Origin of the sequence: Gemmiger formicilis (genome assembly GCF_018784445.1) — a bacterium.
In the GTDB taxonomy this organism is placed as follows: domain Bacteria; phylum Bacillota; class Clostridia; order Oscillospirales; family Ruminococcaceae; genus Gemmiger.
In genome coordinates this window covers 43,377-58,636 of sequence record NZ_WQOH01000005.1, presented here as the reverse complement: position 1 = coordinate 58,636, position 15,260 = coordinate 43,377, and the positions used below count along the sequence as shown (strand labels likewise).

General features: G+C 60.9%; 15 protein-coding genes. 8 read left to right on the top strand and 7 right to left on the bottom strand.

The genetic code is table 11. The annotated features are described in order from the left end of the window. Positions 1-58: 58 nt before the first annotated feature. The 6 genes from GPK89_RS03090 to GPK89_RS03065 all read right to left on the bottom strand — a co-directional run bounded on the left by GPK89_RS03090 (position 59) and on the right by GPK89_RS03065 (position 3,234). Positions 59-1,054, bottom strand: coding sequence for a hypothetical protein (locus GPK89_RS03090; protein ID WP_215691530.1), 996 nt, complete (start codon positions 1,052-1,054; stop codon positions 59-61). Next, positions 1,047-1,787 carry an SDR family NAD(P)-dependent oxidoreductase gene (locus GPK89_RS03085; protein ID WP_215691529.1) on the bottom strand — a complete coding sequence of 247 codons (741 nt, stop codon included), beginning with the start codon at positions 1,785-1,787 and terminating at the stop codon, positions 1,047-1,049. Before GPK89_RS03085 ends, GPK89_RS03090 begins: the two co-directional genes overlap by 8 nt. A 14-nt stretch (positions 1,788-1,801) precedes the next feature. Further along, on the bottom strand, positions 1,802-2,218 hold the full coding sequence (locus GPK89_RS03080; RefSeq protein WP_215691528.1) for a MaoC family dehydratase: 417 nt from the start codon (positions 2,216-2,218) through the stop codon (positions 1,802-1,804). Positions 2,219-2,286: 68 nt separating this feature from the next. Next, positions 2,287-2,526: an acyl carrier protein gene (locus GPK89_RS03075; RefSeq protein WP_215691527.1), complete on the bottom strand. Its 240-nt coding sequence runs from the start codon at positions 2,524-2,526 to the stop codon at positions 2,287-2,289. Between the two features lie 70 nt (positions 2,527-2,596). Then, a complete protein-coding gene (locus GPK89_RS03070) occupies positions 2,597-2,902 on the bottom strand; it encodes a hypothetical protein (protein ID WP_215691526.1) in 306 nt (101 codons plus the stop codon). Between the two features lie 137 nt (positions 2,903-3,039). Continuing rightward, the gene (locus tag GPK89_RS03065; protein ID WP_215691525.1) at positions 3,040-3,234 is read right to left on the bottom strand and encodes a hypothetical protein; all 195 of its coding nucleotides are present in this window, start codon (positions 3,232-3,234) and stop codon (positions 3,040-3,042) included. Between GPK89_RS03065 and GPK89_RS03060 the strand changes: the two genes are divergently transcribed. The 5 genes from GPK89_RS03060 (at position 3,218) to GPK89_RS03040 (ending at position 9,937) form a co-directional block, all read left to right on the top strand. Further along, on the top strand, positions 3,218-5,629 hold the full coding sequence (locus GPK89_RS03060; RefSeq protein ID WP_215691524.1) for a transglycosylase domain-containing protein: 2,412 nt from the start codon (positions 3,218-3,220) through the stop codon (positions 5,627-5,629). The genes GPK89_RS03065 and GPK89_RS03060 overlap by 17 nt on opposite strands. A gap of 358 nt (positions 5,630-5,987) precedes the next feature. Beyond that, complete coding sequence (locus GPK89_RS03055; protein ID WP_215691523.1) at positions 5,988-6,416, top strand: ACT domain-containing protein; 429 nt, start codon at positions 5,988-5,990, stop codon at positions 6,414-6,416. A 156-nt stretch (positions 6,417-6,572) separates the two neighbouring features. Further along, on the top strand, positions 6,573-7,802 hold the full coding sequence (locus GPK89_RS03050; RefSeq protein WP_215691522.1) for a homoserine dehydrogenase: 1,230 nt from the start codon (positions 6,573-6,575) through the stop codon (positions 7,800-7,802). A 15-nt stretch (positions 7,803-7,817) separates the two neighbouring features. Continuing rightward, positions 7,818-8,708 carry a homoserine kinase gene (gene thrB, locus GPK89_RS03045; RefSeq protein ID WP_215691521.1) on the top strand — a complete coding sequence of 297 codons (891 nt, stop codon included), beginning with the start codon at positions 7,818-7,820 and terminating at the stop codon, positions 8,706-8,708. 23 nt (positions 8,709-8,731) lie between these two features. After that, a complete protein-coding gene (locus GPK89_RS03040; RefSeq protein WP_215691520.1) occupies positions 8,732-9,937 on the top strand; it encodes an aspartate kinase in 1,206 nt (401 codons plus the stop codon). 81 nt (positions 9,938-10,018) lie between these two features. Here the strand turns inward: GPK89_RS03040 and GPK89_RS03035 are convergent, their stop codons facing one another. Next, positions 10,019-11,299, bottom strand: a complete 1,281-nt coding sequence (locus GPK89_RS03035) for an amidohydrolase family protein (RefSeq protein WP_215691519.1) — start codon at positions 11,297-11,299, stop codon at positions 10,019-10,021. Between the two features lie 247 nt (positions 11,300-11,546). Here GPK89_RS03035 and GPK89_RS03030 point away from each other — a divergent pair, with 247 nt between their 5' ends. From GPK89_RS03030 to lgt, 3 genes are read left to right on the top strand one after another with little or no spacing between them, the layout of a single operon-like run. Next, on the top strand, positions 11,547-12,848 hold the full coding sequence (locus tag GPK89_RS03030; protein WP_215691518.1) for a M16 family metallopeptidase: 1,302 nt from the start codon (positions 11,547-11,549) through the stop codon (positions 12,846-12,848). After that, positions 12,838-14,136: an EF-P 5-aminopentanol modification-associated protein YfmH gene (yfmH, locus tag GPK89_RS03025; RefSeq protein ID WP_215691517.1), complete on the top strand. Its 1,299-nt coding sequence runs from the start codon at positions 12,838-12,840 to the stop codon at positions 14,134-14,136. The genes GPK89_RS03030 and yfmH overlap by 11 nt, the downstream gene beginning before the upstream one ends. 16 nt (positions 14,137-14,152) lie before the next feature. Next, positions 14,153-15,190 carry a prolipoprotein diacylglyceryl transferase gene (gene lgt / locus GPK89_RS03020; protein WP_215691516.1) on the top strand — a complete coding sequence of 346 codons (1,038 nt, stop codon included), beginning with the start codon at positions 14,153-14,155 and terminating at the stop codon, positions 15,188-15,190. The last annotated feature ends 70 nt before the right edge of the window (positions 15,191-15,260 follow it).

The following is a 15,260-nucleotide window of genomic DNA, read 5'->3' as shown; positions in this document are numbered from 1 at the left end:
AAATAAAATCAAAAACACCGATAGCCTTTCCAGCCGGAAAAGCCATCGGTGCATTTTTTTACTTCAAATTCGGTCGATCTTGGTCGCCGTCCGCTTTGAACATCACGAAATTCTCGGGCTTATTCGTGAAATAATAATACTCGGTGTTCTCGTGCAGGGGCGGGGTCAGGTAATTGGGGATGATGCAGCCGTCGCCCTCGATGCGCTCGGTGAAGCCGGCGGCAAGCCAGACGTCGGCGGGGATGCCGGCGTTGTAGCAGTCCATGTACTCGGCACCCGCGTGGTTTAAAATCGCGTCCAGCGCGGCACCCAGGCGGGGCAGCACGGCGTCCTCACCGATGAAATCCACCAGCCGTACGACGGCGGCGCAGCCGGTGTCCTGGGCGGACACCGTGCGGGTCACGACGTAGGCCAGCAGCTTGCCGTTCTCCTGCGCGGCCCAGACGTCATACTTGAAGTGCGGGTAGTGGAAATACCGCCGCCGCATATACCACACATCCTTGCGGGGCGTGTGGGGCGTGGCGGGCATCCCCAGCGAGATCAGGTCGGCGGCGTCCGCCACCTTAGCAAGGCCTAAATCGCGCTGCACAGGGGGCAGGGAATACCGCAGCGGCTTTGCCAGATAGTAGGCGCGGCGGCGGCCCAGGCGGTAGTAGTGGGGCAGGCGTTCGGCCTTCCAGCCCAAAAACTGGTAAAACGTGCAGGTGTTGGGGCGGATATTGTTGCAGGCCACCACGTCGGCGTTCAGTAGGCCGGGCAGGGCGTTCATCAATTCCAGCCCGACGCCGTTGTGGCCCTTGGCGGCCACCCAGACGCTGACCCAGATATCAGGCTTGCGCTTGGTGTTGGCCAGTATGTACCCAGCGGCGCTGACGTACCGGCCGTCCTCCTCCGCTACGGCAAACTGCGGGATGCCGCTGCGGCCGGCATAGTAGTGATGGAACAGCTCGGGCCGATTGAGCAGCGGCAGACGCATATCAAAATTTTCGTTGATGAAGTCAATGATGGCGGTATCCTCACCCAGGCGTGCCAGCCGGAAAGTTGTCTCAGACAATGGCAGACCCTCCTGTGACCGGCAGCGTTACGCCGGTGATGAACCGTGCCTCGTCGGAGAGCAGGAACGCCATGGCGGGGACAACATCGGCGGGCGTCGCGTTGCGGCCCATGGGGTTTTCTTCGGCGGCGGCCTGCACGATGAGGTCAGGGGTATCCTTTAAGAAATTCGTCTCCATCATGCTGGGGGCCACGCAGTTGACCGTGACGCCGAAGCGGGCGTACTCGACGGCCAGGCTCTTGACCAGCCCGCCGATGGCACTTTTCGCCATGACGTAGGCGGCGGTGTTTTTGGGCGGGCAGCCGATGGTATAGCTGGTCTGGATGAACAGCACGCGGCCAAACTTGGCCTTGGCCATGGCGGGCAGCACGGCGCGGCAGATACGCACGGCGCTGTGGACCTGAATTTCCAAATCGCGGTCAAAACGGGTCTGGTCAAAGGCCTTGAACTTGGCGTTGACGACCGGCAGTGCGGGCAGGTGGATGAAATGCGTCGGCGCGGGGGCAGACGCCGCCAGCACCTGCACAAAGGTATCGACTTTGGCGCGGTCGGACAGGTCAACGTCAAAGGGGCACACCTGGCCGGGAAAGCGGGCGCAAAGGTCGGCCAGCTTTTCCAGGTCGCCGCAGCCCTGGGCCAGCACAGTGGCGTCGGGGGCGGCGGTCAGCAGCCGCTCGATCAGTGCGCGGCCCACATCGCTGGTAGCGCCGGTGATAAGATAGGTATAAGACATGGTTTTTCTCCTCTTTATTTCGCTAACCCGGCCTTGATAATGCCGCGGGTCACGCGCTTGCCGTCCTGGTTGGTGATGACGGCCTTGATTTCGGCCTCGCTGCCGATTTCGCTGACGTTCACGACGGTGCCCTTGATGGTCAGCGTGTCGCCGATGAAAATGGGCTTGGCAAACTTGCACTCCACGCCGTGCAGCAGGCAGTGCTCGCCGGGCAGGTAGACGCCCGCCAGCGTGGAGAAAAAGCTCGCTCCCAGCATCCCATAGACGACGCGGCCGGGGTAGCCGCGGCCCTTGGCATAGTCAGCGTCGATGTGGATGGGGGAGACGTCCCCGGTGATGGCGCGGAAGGCGTCCATCATTTCCGGCGTGACGGTCACGGTAAACTCCTCGGTCAGGCCGGGGGTCATTTCCGCCAGCGTGTAGTGGTTCATGGCAGGCTCCTTTGGCAAAAGCATTTGAAAAAAGGCGGCAGGATGCCGCCCCAAAACGATATTGAGATTTACACCATCCGTGCAACCAGGTCCAGCAGGTCGCCCACGTCCTTCAGGCCACGGACGTCGGCCAGCTTGAACTTGATGTTGAACTTCTTCTCGATGGCGGTCAGCAGGTTGATCTGCTCCAGGCTGTCCCAGTCCTCGATATCGTCGGCGCAGGTGCTGCGGGTGATCTCAAGGGTGTCATCGTCAAAATTATCGCGGAAAATATCCTGTACCGCGTTCAGAATTTCCTGTTCAGTCATACTGTAAACTCCTTTTATATTATGGTAGTTACCTATAATATAGCATAAAAGCAGAGCAGACGCAAGATTTTTACAGCCCATAATCCTCTAACCGTCTCTGCAATTCCACCTCATCCGCTACCTGCACGCCCTGCTGCAGGGCCAGCACGTCGCTTTCGGGCAGAAGGTGGGTGTAAATATCCTCATAGATCGCCAGCGGGCCGGTGCCGTCGGCGGTGTACAGCGCCACATGGCCGCCGCTGTCCTTTAAAAGGTAGCGCGCCGGGGCAGGGGAGGGCTGCCCGCGCAGAAACCACACCATCCCCGCCGCGATGCAAAGCACCGCTGCTGCCGCCAGCAGCGAAAGATACACCATGCGGATTTGTCTGTTTTGCATAATAATTCCCCCTTGCGTGGATAGTATGGGCACCATTGCAGACAAAAACACCGAAAGTTGTGAATTTTACGTCCGATACTGTACTTTTGGCCCCAACTTGTGGTATAATTCATTCTATAACATTGTGCGATTCTGTGTTACGGCCTTTGCCGTGCGCTTTGATACAGACCAAAGGAGGCGGTTCCCATAGAACCCAAGCAGCAGCGCCATATCTCCACCGAGGGCGTAAAGACCACCGCAGGTGCCACCGGCCAGCCCGGCGCATCCGCACCGAAAAAACAGAAAAAACCGAAAAAGCGCCGCAGCATCATCGGCATGATCTTCAGCTTCATCGGCTGTATGCTCTGCCTGTGCATCATGGCGGCCAGCGTGGGCGGCGTGCTGCTGTCCATGTATATCGTGCAGGTCACGGCAGATGACGCCGAGACCCTTGACCTGGACAACCAGAAAAACAAGCAGACGACGATCATCTACGACCGTTACGGCGACGAGTACGCCCAGCTGACCCGCGGCGAGGACCGCATCTGGCGCGAGCTTTCCGCCATGCCGGACAACCTGAAAAACGCCGTCGTCGCCATCGAGGATAAGAACTTCTGGACCGAGCCCGGCATCAACCTCAAGGGTACGATCGGCGCAGCGCTGAACGCCTTCACCGGCAACCGCATCTGGGGCACCAACCGCGGCGCCTCCACACTGGAGCAGCAGCTGATCAAAAACCTGACCGGCGATAACGAGCAGGACAATATGCGTAAGGTGCGCGAGATCTTCCGTGCCTTGGGTCTGGACAACAAGTACAGCAAAGAGACCGTCCTTGAAGCGTACCTGAACACCATCCCGCTGACCGGCATTGTCCACGGCATGGAGGCTGGCTCGCTGCAATACTTCGGCAAGCATGTCGAGGACTTGACCCTGTCGGAGTGCGCCGTGCTGGCCTCTATCACGAAGAACCCGACGAAGTACAACCCTGCCACCAACCCTGAAGAACTCATCAAGCGCCGCAACCATGTTCTGTACGAGATGCAGTCCCAGGGGTATATCACCGAGGCTGAGTTTGAAGCCGCGAAGGCCGAGACCATCACGCTGGTGGAAAGCTCCGCCGCGACCGAGAACGCGACCCGTTCTTCCAGCAACTCCTGGTTCACCGATGCGCTCTACACCGAGCTGCTGAGCCAGCTGCAGGAGGATCTGAACTACACCGCCGACGAGGCGAAGGAACTGATCTTCTCCGGTGGTCTGCGCATTTACTCCACCGTTGACCCCACCGTGCAGGCGGGCATCGAGAAAACGATGTACAACGAGGACGACCTGATCCCTGCCCTGTGGCATGAGGAGCCGGTCTGCCTGCGCGATTATCCTGCGGATTCCAGCAGTTGGGACGAGGTGCAGTACGACGAGGCTACCGGTCTGCCCATCACGAAGGACGGCTATGCGGTCTACGGCCAAGAGGCTATCCCCATCTACGCCGATGAGGAGGGCACGACCCTCAAGATGGGCACCTCCACCGACCCCGACTACCCCAACGACACCACCGTCTACCTCTGCGTGTATGAGAAAGTCCGCACCCAGGCTGCAATGGCAACGCTGGACTACGACGGCAGCATCCTGGGCATCGGCGGCGGCATTGGCGAGAAGAAGTACGACCTGGGCTTCAACCGCGCGACTTCTCCCCACCAGACCGGTTCTACGATGAAACCCATCGGTGCCTACGCGCTGGCGCTGGACTACAAGCTCATCAACTATTCTTCCCAGATCCTCGATGCCCCGTACTACTCTGCGGAGGACAAGAAGGTCCTGAAGGATCAGTATATCGGCGTGATGAGTCCCTATTCCGAGGCAGCCCAGTCCCGCAGCGATGTCTGGCGCGCCTGGCCGACCAACTACGGCGGTGTAGGCGGCCAGGGCAACCCGATGCTCGTCTATGACGCCCTGCAGCAGTCCTACAACACCGTGGCTGTCTGGGTCGGCGATATGGTCGGCGTGGATTACTTGTACAACTTTGTGCATGACACGCTGGAATGCAGCTATATCAACGCCGAGAACGATATGGACCTCGGCCCCTTGGTGCTGGGTTCCCAGAGCAGTGGCCTGACGGTCGTACAGCTGGCCGGTGCCTACACGATGTTCAACACCGGCACCTTCACCACGCCGCACTACTACACCGAGATCACCGATTACCAGGGCAACATGATCCTGGACAACAACAAGTATATCAACACCACCCAGGCCATCAGCGCAGACACGGCCTACATCATGAACCGCATGATGTGGAACGTCCTGCACAGCAGCAAGGGTACTGCCTACGGCAAGGGTCCCGACGGCGAGATGGACTCCGTGGCCAAGACCGGTACGACCAGCAACTACAAGGATTACACCTTCGCAGGCCTGACGCCGTACTACGTGACCGCCATCTGGTGGGGCTGTGACCGCCCGACCGAGATGGACACGCTGGGCAAGGCAGGCAAGAACGCAAGCCCCATCCAGTACGCCTGGAAGTATCTGATGGAGGATCTGCAGGCCGACCTGCCGGTCAAGGAGTTCGCCAAAGGCGAGAACGTTGTGGAGAAGCGCTTCGACACCTCCACCGGCGCAATCGTTTCTGGCGGCGGCGCGGTGGGTTACTACACCGAGGATAACCTGCCCGACAGCAGCTACGTCGTCTCGACCGAGGACGATCCCTACGCCGCCCTGGCACAGGCCGCTGCGGATGCCGCGGCAGGTGCCGAATAAAAGCCTTCCCCCTTGGGGGAAGGTGGCGTGAAGCGCCGGATGAGGGGCGCGCTTGCCGCAGCGACCCATTCCCGGGCAATAGAGGCAAAGCTGCCCCTCATCAGTCACCTTCGGTGACAGCTTCCCCCTTGGGGGGAAGCCTCTCTATCAAACCACCTCAACCGCAAAACGGTTGAGGTGGTTTTGTTTTTGTATGAGATACAGTTGTACCCGCACAAAAGATATTGACTTTTCCGCCCTGTGGGCTGTGCAATTTGACAAATTGCACAAAAACCGCTCAAAAAGGCTTGCAACAGGCCCCGGGCCGTGGTATCATGGGACACATCGAGAAACATTTGTACACAAGGGGGAAACACCAATGGCCGAAAGGCGCTTTCTGCTGGTAGATGCAGAGGTTCTGCCGGAAGTTTTTGTCAAGGTGCTGCAAGCCAAGGAACTGCTGGCCTCCGGCGCGGTGAGCAACATCTCCGCCGCCGCCAAGCAGGCGGGCATTTCGCGCAGCGCATTCTATAAATATAAGGATACCGTTTTCGATGCCGAGACCGGCCGCGAGTCCATCACGGTGGTGGCAACGCTGCTGGATAAGACCGGCGCACTGCAAAGCCTGCTGTCCGGTATTTCGGCGGCGGGCGCGTCCATCGTGACCATCACCCAGTCCCGCCCGGAGAACGGCGCGGCCCAGGTGGAGGTCACGGTCCGCACCGGCACGATGCAGATGCCTGTGGATGAGATGCTGACCCGCCTGTCCCACCAGCCCTGCGTGGTGGAGATTCACCGCGGGGCGTAACTTCTCTTGGCCGCAGGGTAGGGGCAAGGTATGCCTCGCCCGCGACCTTCCCGCAAGATGCCTTCTGGCTTTAGGCCGAGGGCTGGGTATGCCCGGCCCCTACAAGGCGGCTTCACGGACAGATACCGAGTGTAAGAATACAGGGGGAAAATTCCAATGGCTAAAATTGCTATCATGGGCTTCGGCACGGTCGGTTCCGGCGTGCTGGAGGTCTGCCGCCGCAACGCGGCATCCATCGCCCGCCGCGTCGGTGAGCCGGTCGAGGTCAAATACATCCTGGATGTGCGGGATTTCTCCGCCTCCCCGGACGCCGCACTTTTTACCAACTCCATCGACACGATTTTGAACGACCCCGAGATCAAAGTCGTGGTCGAGACTATCGGCGGCACCAGATTTGCCTATCCGTATGTGCGCCAGTGTTTGGAGAGCGGCCGCAGCGTCTGCACTTCTAATAAGGAAATGGTCGCTACCTACGGCGCGGAGCTGCTGGCCCTTGCCAAAGCGCACAACGCGGCCTTCCTGTTTGAGGCCAGTGTCGGCGGCGGCACGCCCATCATCACCCCGATGCACCAGTGCCTGGCCGCCAACCACATCAGCCAGATCCGCGGCATCGTCAACGGCACCACGAACTTCATGCTGACCAAGATGAAGCGGGAGAACATGGGCTTTGACGCTGCGCTCAAAATCGCCCAGCAGCTCGGCTATGCCGAGACGAAGGATCCCGGCGACGATGTGGACGGCCGCGATGCCTGCCGCAAAATTGCGATTCTCGCCAGCCTGGCCTGCGGGCATCACGTTTACCCGGATAACATCCCGGCCCGCGGCATCCGCGACATCACGGTCGCCGATATCAAGGCCGCTGAAAAGTTGGACAGCGCCATCAAGCTGATCGCCTGGTACGACGAGGGCGAGGATGGAAACATGGCCGCCGGCGTGGAGCCGATGCTCGTCTCCAACGCGAACCAGCTCGCGGGCGTGGACGATGTGTTCAATGCTGTGCTGATGAAGGGCGATATGCTGGGCGATGTCGTGTTCTACGGCAAGGGCGCGGGCAAGTTGCCCACCGCCAGCGCCGTGGTGGCGGACGTCATCGATGCACTGAAAGAGGGCGTCAAGATCCACGACTCGCTGTTTTGGAAACCCGCCGAAAAGCCCGAGGGCCAGCTGGAGGACAAGAACAGCTACCCTTGGTACATCCGTGTGACCGGTGTTGCAGCGGCGCTGCTGCCCAGCGTGGCCGGTGCGGGCCACACAGTCTTTGAGGAAAACGGCGAGGCCGCTTACCTCATCGACAAGGCCACTGCCGCCGATGTGGCCGAGATCACCAAGAAAATTGAGGTGCTGGGCGGCAAGGTCGCCCTGGCCATGAAAAAACTGGAAGAGTAAGAGGGGACAGGGCATATGGTAACAGTAACAGTCCCGGCCACCAGCGCCAATGTCGGCGCAGGGTTTGACTCGCTGGGGTTGGCCGTCTCGATGCACAACGTTTTCACGTTTGAGGAATCCGACCGCATCCAGATCTCGTCCGTCGATGGCACCCACGTCCCGGCGGGCAGCAACAACCTGGTCTACCGCTCGGCCCGCGTCGTCTATGACCAGCTGGGCATCCCGCTGAAAGGTCTGCGCATCACCCAGCGCAACGATATCCCCATGGCCCGCGGTTTGGGATCCAGTTCGGCCTGCATCGTGGCGGGCATCATGGGCGCCAACGCCCTGCTGGGCGATAAACTGACCGAGCGCCAGATGCTGACGCTGGCAACGGCCATTGAGGGCCACCCCGACAACGTTGCGCCCGCCATGCTGGGCGGCTTTGTCACCAGCGTTATCGACGAAGGCCAGGTATACAGCGTCAAAAAGGATATCGACCCGGAACTCGCCTTTGCGGCGTTCGTGCCGGACTTCCGCCTGTTGACCAGCAAAGCGCGTGCGGCGCTGCCTGCCATGGTCAGCCATAAGGACGCGGTCTACAATTTGTCCCGCGCGGCGCTGGCAACAGCGGCTTTCTGCGAGGGCAACTACGCGCTGCTGGGCGTGGCGACCAAGGACGTGCTGCACCAGAAATACCGCCTGCCGCTTATCGAAGGCGGCGACGATATCTTTGAACTGGCGCAGGATTTGGGCGCACAGGCTGTGTATATCTCGGGCGCAGGGCCTACCATCATGGCCGTTGTCCACAAGGACGACACCGAGTTTTTCACCCGCGCCGAGGCGGCGCTGGCGGCGGATGGCCCGCTGCATCATTTTACCGTGCATCGTCTGTTGGCCGACAATGTCGGCGCAGTAGTCAGTTAAGATAGGGGAGAGGGATAACACCAATGGGCTTGATCGTACAAAAATTCGGCGGCTCCTCGGTCAAAGACCGTGACCGCATCTTCAACGTGGCGCGCATCGTCATGAACACCCGCAACGCCGGCCACGACGTTGTTGTGGTCGTTTCGGCGCAGGGCGACACCACCGACGACCTGATCACCAAGGCGGCGGAAATTACGTCCGACCCGTCCCACCGCGAGATGGATATGCTGCTGGCCGCAGGCGAGGAAATTTCGATTTCCCTGCTGACGATGGCTTTGCAGGAACTTGGCGTCTCCGCCATCAGCCTGACCGGCTGGCAGGCGGGCTTCAACACCGATCGCGCCTACTCCAAGGCCCGCATCAAGCGGCTGGACACCGAGCGTGTCGAGAGTGAGCTTGCCCGCAACCGCGTCGTCGTCGTGGCGGGCTTCCAGGGCTTGAACCGCTCTGACGATATCACGACCCTGGGCCGCGGCGGCAGCGATACCTCTGCCGTGGCACTGGCGGCTGCCCTGCATGCAGACCGCTGCCAGATCTTCACCGACGTCGAAGGTGTCTACACCGCCGACCCGCGCAAGATCCCCAAGGCCACCAAGCTGAAAGAGATCACGTTTGACGAAATGCTCGAGCTGGCGTCCCTGGGCGCACAGGTGCTGAACAACCGCAGTGTCGAGCTGGCCAAAAAGTACAATGTCGAGCTGGAAGTCATTTCCAGCATCAATCCGGTGCCCGGCACCATCGTTAAGGAGGAAACCAAAGTGGAAGGTATGCTCATCAAGGGTGTTGCAAAGGACACCGACGTCGCCGTTTTGACCGTCAAGGATGTGCCGGATGTGCCCGGTATGTCGTTTAAGATTTTCAGCCTGCTGGCCCAGAAGAACATCAACGTGGATATCATTCTGCAGACCACCGGCCGCGACGGCAAGAAGGATATGAGCTTTACCGTGCCCCTGGGCGACGCCGAAAACGCTGTGTCTGCGTTGAAAAACGCCACCAGCCGCATCGGCGGCGGCGACATCACCGTCGACAAGACCTGCGCGAAGGTCTCCATCGTCGGCGCAGGTATGCAGAGCCACTCCGGCGTGGCCTCCACGATGTTCGAGGCCCTGTTCAACCAGAATATCAACATCAAGATGATTTCCACCAGCGAAATCAAGATCAGCGTCATCATCGATGAAGCCGACGCCGACAAGGCCGTCGCCGCCATCCACGACGCATTCATCAACTAAGTTTTTTCAGCAATATAGAGGGATTGGGTCGGCCCCCATGCACAGTGCGGTGCATGGGGGCCGTTGGTGTTGTATAAAGGTTTACAGCAGCTTTTTGCCCTGCGCAAACTTTGCGGTCAGCGCACCTCTGCCCAGGTAGGCGTAGCGCTCCAAGCGCTCGGCGGGGGTGAAGGTGCGCATATTTTTCAGTGCGGCGTCGTCCAAAACCAGCGCATCAAAGGCGTAACCGTCCTCAAACAGGCCGACGTTCTCGCCGAAATCGGCCCAGAAGTCACCGCCGCCTACGGTCGCCATATACAGCGCCTCGGTCATGGTCAGCGGTTTCTCGCTCTGGTCGATGTACCGCCAGCGCAGCTTGCTGACCTGCACGGCCGCTGCCATCACGGCGAAGAGGTCCAGCGTGTGGCCGCCCGCCACGTCGCTGCCAAGGCCGATGCGCCAGCCGCCGTGCAGGTACTTGGCGGCGGGGGCAATACCCGCAATCACGTTCTCGTTGCTGGTGGGGCAGTGGGCGATCATGACACGGTTGCGCTTCATCAGCGCGGCCTCGGCGTCAGGGGAGTAGATGCAGTGGGCCATCACGGTGGGCACGTTGTTGCCGAACAGGCCAAACCGGCTGTAACTCTCGCCGTAGAATTTTGTGTCGGGGCAAAGCTCGGCCACCCATGCGATCTCGCCCGGGTTCTCGGAGAGATGACTTTGCGCAGGTACGCTATATTCGGCGGCCAGCTCGCCCAGGCCCTTCATGTATTCGTCGCCGGTGCTGGGGGTGAAGCGCGGGGTCAGCATCGGGCGCACCGGGCCTGCGTGCAGGCTGCCTTCGGTGCGGCAGGTGTCCAGCCAGCGGCGCGTTTCGGCCAGGCCCGCGGCGGCGCTCGGCTCACGGTAGGTGTCGGGGCTGTTGCGGTCCATGGCCAGCTTGCCCACAAAGGCTGACAGGCCTGCGTCTTTCAGCTGGTGCATCAGTTCCAGCGTGGCGTCAGTGTGCAGCGTGGCAAAGATGCACGCGCGGGTCGTGGCACTGTTTTTCAAATCGCGCACAAAGTAGGAGTAGCCCAGCTTGGCGTACTCTGGGTCGGCGTAGTGGGCTTCCTCGGGGTAGGTGTACTGCTGCAGCCAGTCCAGCAGTTCCAGGTCCATGGCCGTGCCGCAATAGCTGTACTGCGGTGCGTGCAGGTGCAGGTCGACCAGGCCCGGCGTGATGATGCGGCCGGTGTAGTCAAGGATTTCCACCCCGGCGGGCGCGGTGCGGCTGAACCCGGCGCACAGGCCGTTCTCGCACAGCAGATAGCCCTCGCGCACGCGCAGTGCGTCTGGGGTGGGGGTGTCTATAAAGGTGCCTTTCAGGGCGAAACAATCCATAGAAATGACCTCTCCTATATAAAATTGATTTGTAGGGGCCGGGCATGCCCGGCCCGCAAGTGTACGGTGGATGCCCCTTTTCATGGGGGCGCAGGGCGGGGTGCCCTCACCCCGCCGCGGCGGCCAGAGGGCTTTCATAATCTCTATTATAAACAATATATAGTATCTGTTGCAAGTTTTTTGTTTACTTTATGCCGTTAAAGCGGTATAATACCAATATCTATTGATGTTTGAAAGGAAAAGCGATTTGGAACGTAAACAACTCGCGCCCGGTGTCTGTATCACGACGTTGGACGCTGCGAAATTTAACCGCTGCCGTATCACGCTGCATCTGCGTTTTCCGGCCCGGCGGGAGTCCGCCACCGATGCCGCCGTGCTGGCCCTCGTGCTGGAGCGCGGCTATGCGGCCTGCCCCGATATGACCGCCCTGTCCCGCCGTTTGGCCGAACTGTACGGCGCTGATTTGGGCGTCGACCTTGCCAGCGCAGGCACCGACCGCGTGCTGTCCGCCGATATCTGCGGCATCAAGGACGCCTACGCCCTGGCGGGGGAGAACCTGACCGACGCCTACGCGGATATCGTGTTCGGCACGATCTTTGACCCCTACCTTGTGGACAGCGCGTTCGACCCCGAGGCCGTGCGCATCGAGACCGAAACCCAGGCCCGCCGCCTGGAAGCTGAGTTCAACTCAAAGCGGCTCTACTGCGTGCGGCAGGCCCGCCGCAAGTTCTACGGCGACACCGCTGCGGGCATCGAGCTGGGCGGCTACCCCGGCGAGCTGGTCAACGTCACGCCGCAAAGCCTCAAGGCCGAGTATGACCGCATCCTTTCCACCGCGTACATTGACGTGATGGTGCAGGGCGTGGACGAGGACCGCGTGGCCGATATGCTGCTGAAAAAGCTGGATGGCATCCGCCGTGACCCGCACCCCTTCGCTGCGCCCATCGCCATGCCCGCCACGCCGCTGCGCCATTTTAAAGAGGAAGTCCCCGGCCTGACCCAGGCCAAGCTGTGTATGCTGTTTACCACCGGCGAGGAACACCCCAACCCGCCCAGTGTCAGCATCTTGCGCGTGGCGATGAGCGTGCTGGGCGGCTCCGCCACCAGTCGCCTGTTCCGCAACGTGCGCGAGAAGCAGTCCCTGTGCTACTACTGCGGCAGCGCCGCCCAGCGGGCCACCGGCGTTATGATGATCGACTCCGGTGTTGAGCCGGGCAAGGAGCAGCAGGCTGAGGCCGCCATCATTGCCGAGTTGGAGGGGCTGAAAAACGGCCCCATCACCCAGGAGGAAGTGGACGACTGCTGCCGCGGCCTGCTTTCTAGCATGGACGCCCTGGGCGACAGCCTGGCCGCGCTGGAAAACTGGTACTATGGCCAGATCACCCGCGGCGAACCGCTCTATCCGCCCGAGTACGGCAAGGTTCTGACCAGCGCCGTGACGCTGGACGAGGTGCGCCAGACGCTGCAAAGTTACAGCTATTCCGTCTGCTACGCCGTGACCGCCGAGCCGGGTACCCAGGGGAAAGGGGGCAGTGAAGATGTTGAATAACGACCACAAAAACTTTGCCGCCGCCCAGGCCTGCGCCGCTGCCGCCGTCAACTGTGAGAGCGTTGTGCTGCCCAGCGGCCTGACCGTGCTCTGCCGCACGATGCCCGGGTACAGCAGCGTCCATGCCATCTATGCAACAGGCTTTGGCTCGATTCACCGCGCGTTTAAGCTGGATGGCAAGCAGGTCACGCTGCCCGCCGGTACGGCGCACTTCCTTGAGCACAAAATGTGCGAGACGCCCAAGGGCGACTCCTTCACCTTCTACGCCAAGACCGGCGCGTCGGCCAACGCCTTTACCAGCTATGACCGCACCTGCTATCTCTTCTCCGCCACGCAGAAGATCGACGAAAACCTTGACATTTTGCTTGGCATGGTCGGCAAGCCGTGGTTTACCAAGGCCACCATCGCCAAGGAGCAGGGCATCATCGGCCAGGAAATCAAGATGTACGACGACAGCCCCGACTGGCGGCTGCTGAACGCACTGTTCCGCTGCCTGTACGCCGACCACCCGCTGCGGGACGATATCGCCGGCACGGTGGAGAGCATTGCCGAGTTGACGCCCCAGATGCTCTACAACTGCACCAAGGCGTTCTACGCGCCGTCCAACATGGTGCTGAGCGTCGCGGGCAAAATCACGCTGGCCCAGGCTGTTGACGCCTGCAAGCGCAACGGCCTCTACCGTGCCCGCGCCCCGCACGAGGTCGAGTGGGACATTCCCGCCCAGGACGGCCCGCTGCCCCACAAAGAGGCGCTCTTCACAATGCCGGTCACGAAGCCCTGCTTCGGCGTGGCCTACCGTGAGGAGCCGCTGGTCCCGGGCGATTTGAAGCGGGAACTGCTGCTGGATATGCTGGGCGATCTGGTTGTCGGCGGCTTGACGAAGCTCTACCGCCGCCTGTATGATGAAGCGCTGGTCAACCCCGAGTTCTCCGGTGACTTTATCGCGGTGCGCGGCGCCTGCGCCGTGGCCTTTACCGGCGAGAGCGACACCCCGCGCCAGGTCATGGATCTGCTGCAAGAGGAAATCGAGCGGATGCGCCGCGAGGGTGTGGACCCCGAGGTCTTTATGCTGGTGAAAAACCAGATGTACGGCGAGCTGTTGGGCGACGTGGAAGCCGTGGACGATGCCGCCGAGGAAGCGGCCGCTGCCTGCCTGAAGGGCCGTACGCTGGCCGATGAGATCGCCGCGCTGGCCGAGCTGACCGCCGAGGATGCCAATGCCCTGATGCAGACAGCCCTGCGGGAAGAAAACCGTGCTTACGTGCAGATCGATCCGGCAGAAAAATAACGAGGATAAGTATAAAATGGTCTATCATGTGCAATTTCCCGGGTTGGGCCTTGACCTGACCGTGAACCGGGTGGCGCTGGCCATCGGCGGGTTCAACATTTATTGGTACGGCGTCATCATCGCGGCAGGTATGCTGCTGGCGATGCTCTACGCCTTCCGCAACGCCGTGGACTACGGCATCGACTCGGACCGGCTGGTGGACGTTGTGGCCATCGGCGCGGTCATGTCCATTGTCTGTGCCCGCATTTATTACGTGGCTATGGCACCTTTTGAGTATCAAAGCCTGTGGGAGATGGTGGATATCCGCAAGGGCGGCATCGCCATCTACGGAGCGGTCATCGGTGCGTTTGTGTTCGGCGGCCTGGCCGCCAAATGGCGCAAGGTGCCGCTGCTGCCGTTGTTTGACCTCGTTTCGCTGGGTTTTTTGATTGGGCAGGGCATTGGCCGCTGGGGCAACTTTGTCAATCAGGAGGCCTTCGGCACGAACACGACGCTGCCCTGGGGCATGTACAGCGAAGGTACCGAGGCGTATCTCAAATCCGTGCAGGTCACGCTGCAGGCAGGCGTTACGGTGGATCCCACCGCACCGGTGCACCCGACGTTTTTGTATGAGAGCATCTGGTGCCTGCTGGGGTTTCTGGTACTGTCCCACTTTTTCAAAAAGCGTCGTTTCAACGGCCAAATTTTCTTAAGCTACATCATCTGGTACGGCTTGGGCCGCGCCTGGATCGAGGGCCTGCGCACCGACTCGCTGCTCATCGGCAATACCGGCCTGCGGGCCAGCCAGCTGGTGGCCATCGGCTCGGTCATCGTGGCGGCGATGCTTATGGTCATCGGTCTGCGCAGCGTCAAGGGCAGGGAGCTGACCGTCACGCTGGCCGTGAAGGATATCAAAAAGCAGGCCGAGGCAGGAGACCGCTTCGCGCCGGACACGCTGCCTGCGAATGCGCCCCACGCCGAGTTTGTCAAGGCGACCGACGCCATGAACGAGCGGCTGGACGCGCTGGACCTGAACGAGGTCGAGATCGAAGAGATCGAAGAACCGAAGGAATAAACAGACGCTTCTGCGGCACGGCGATAGGTGCCGCTGGTGTAAGACCCGACACCGTTTTGCCCGCCCCGGC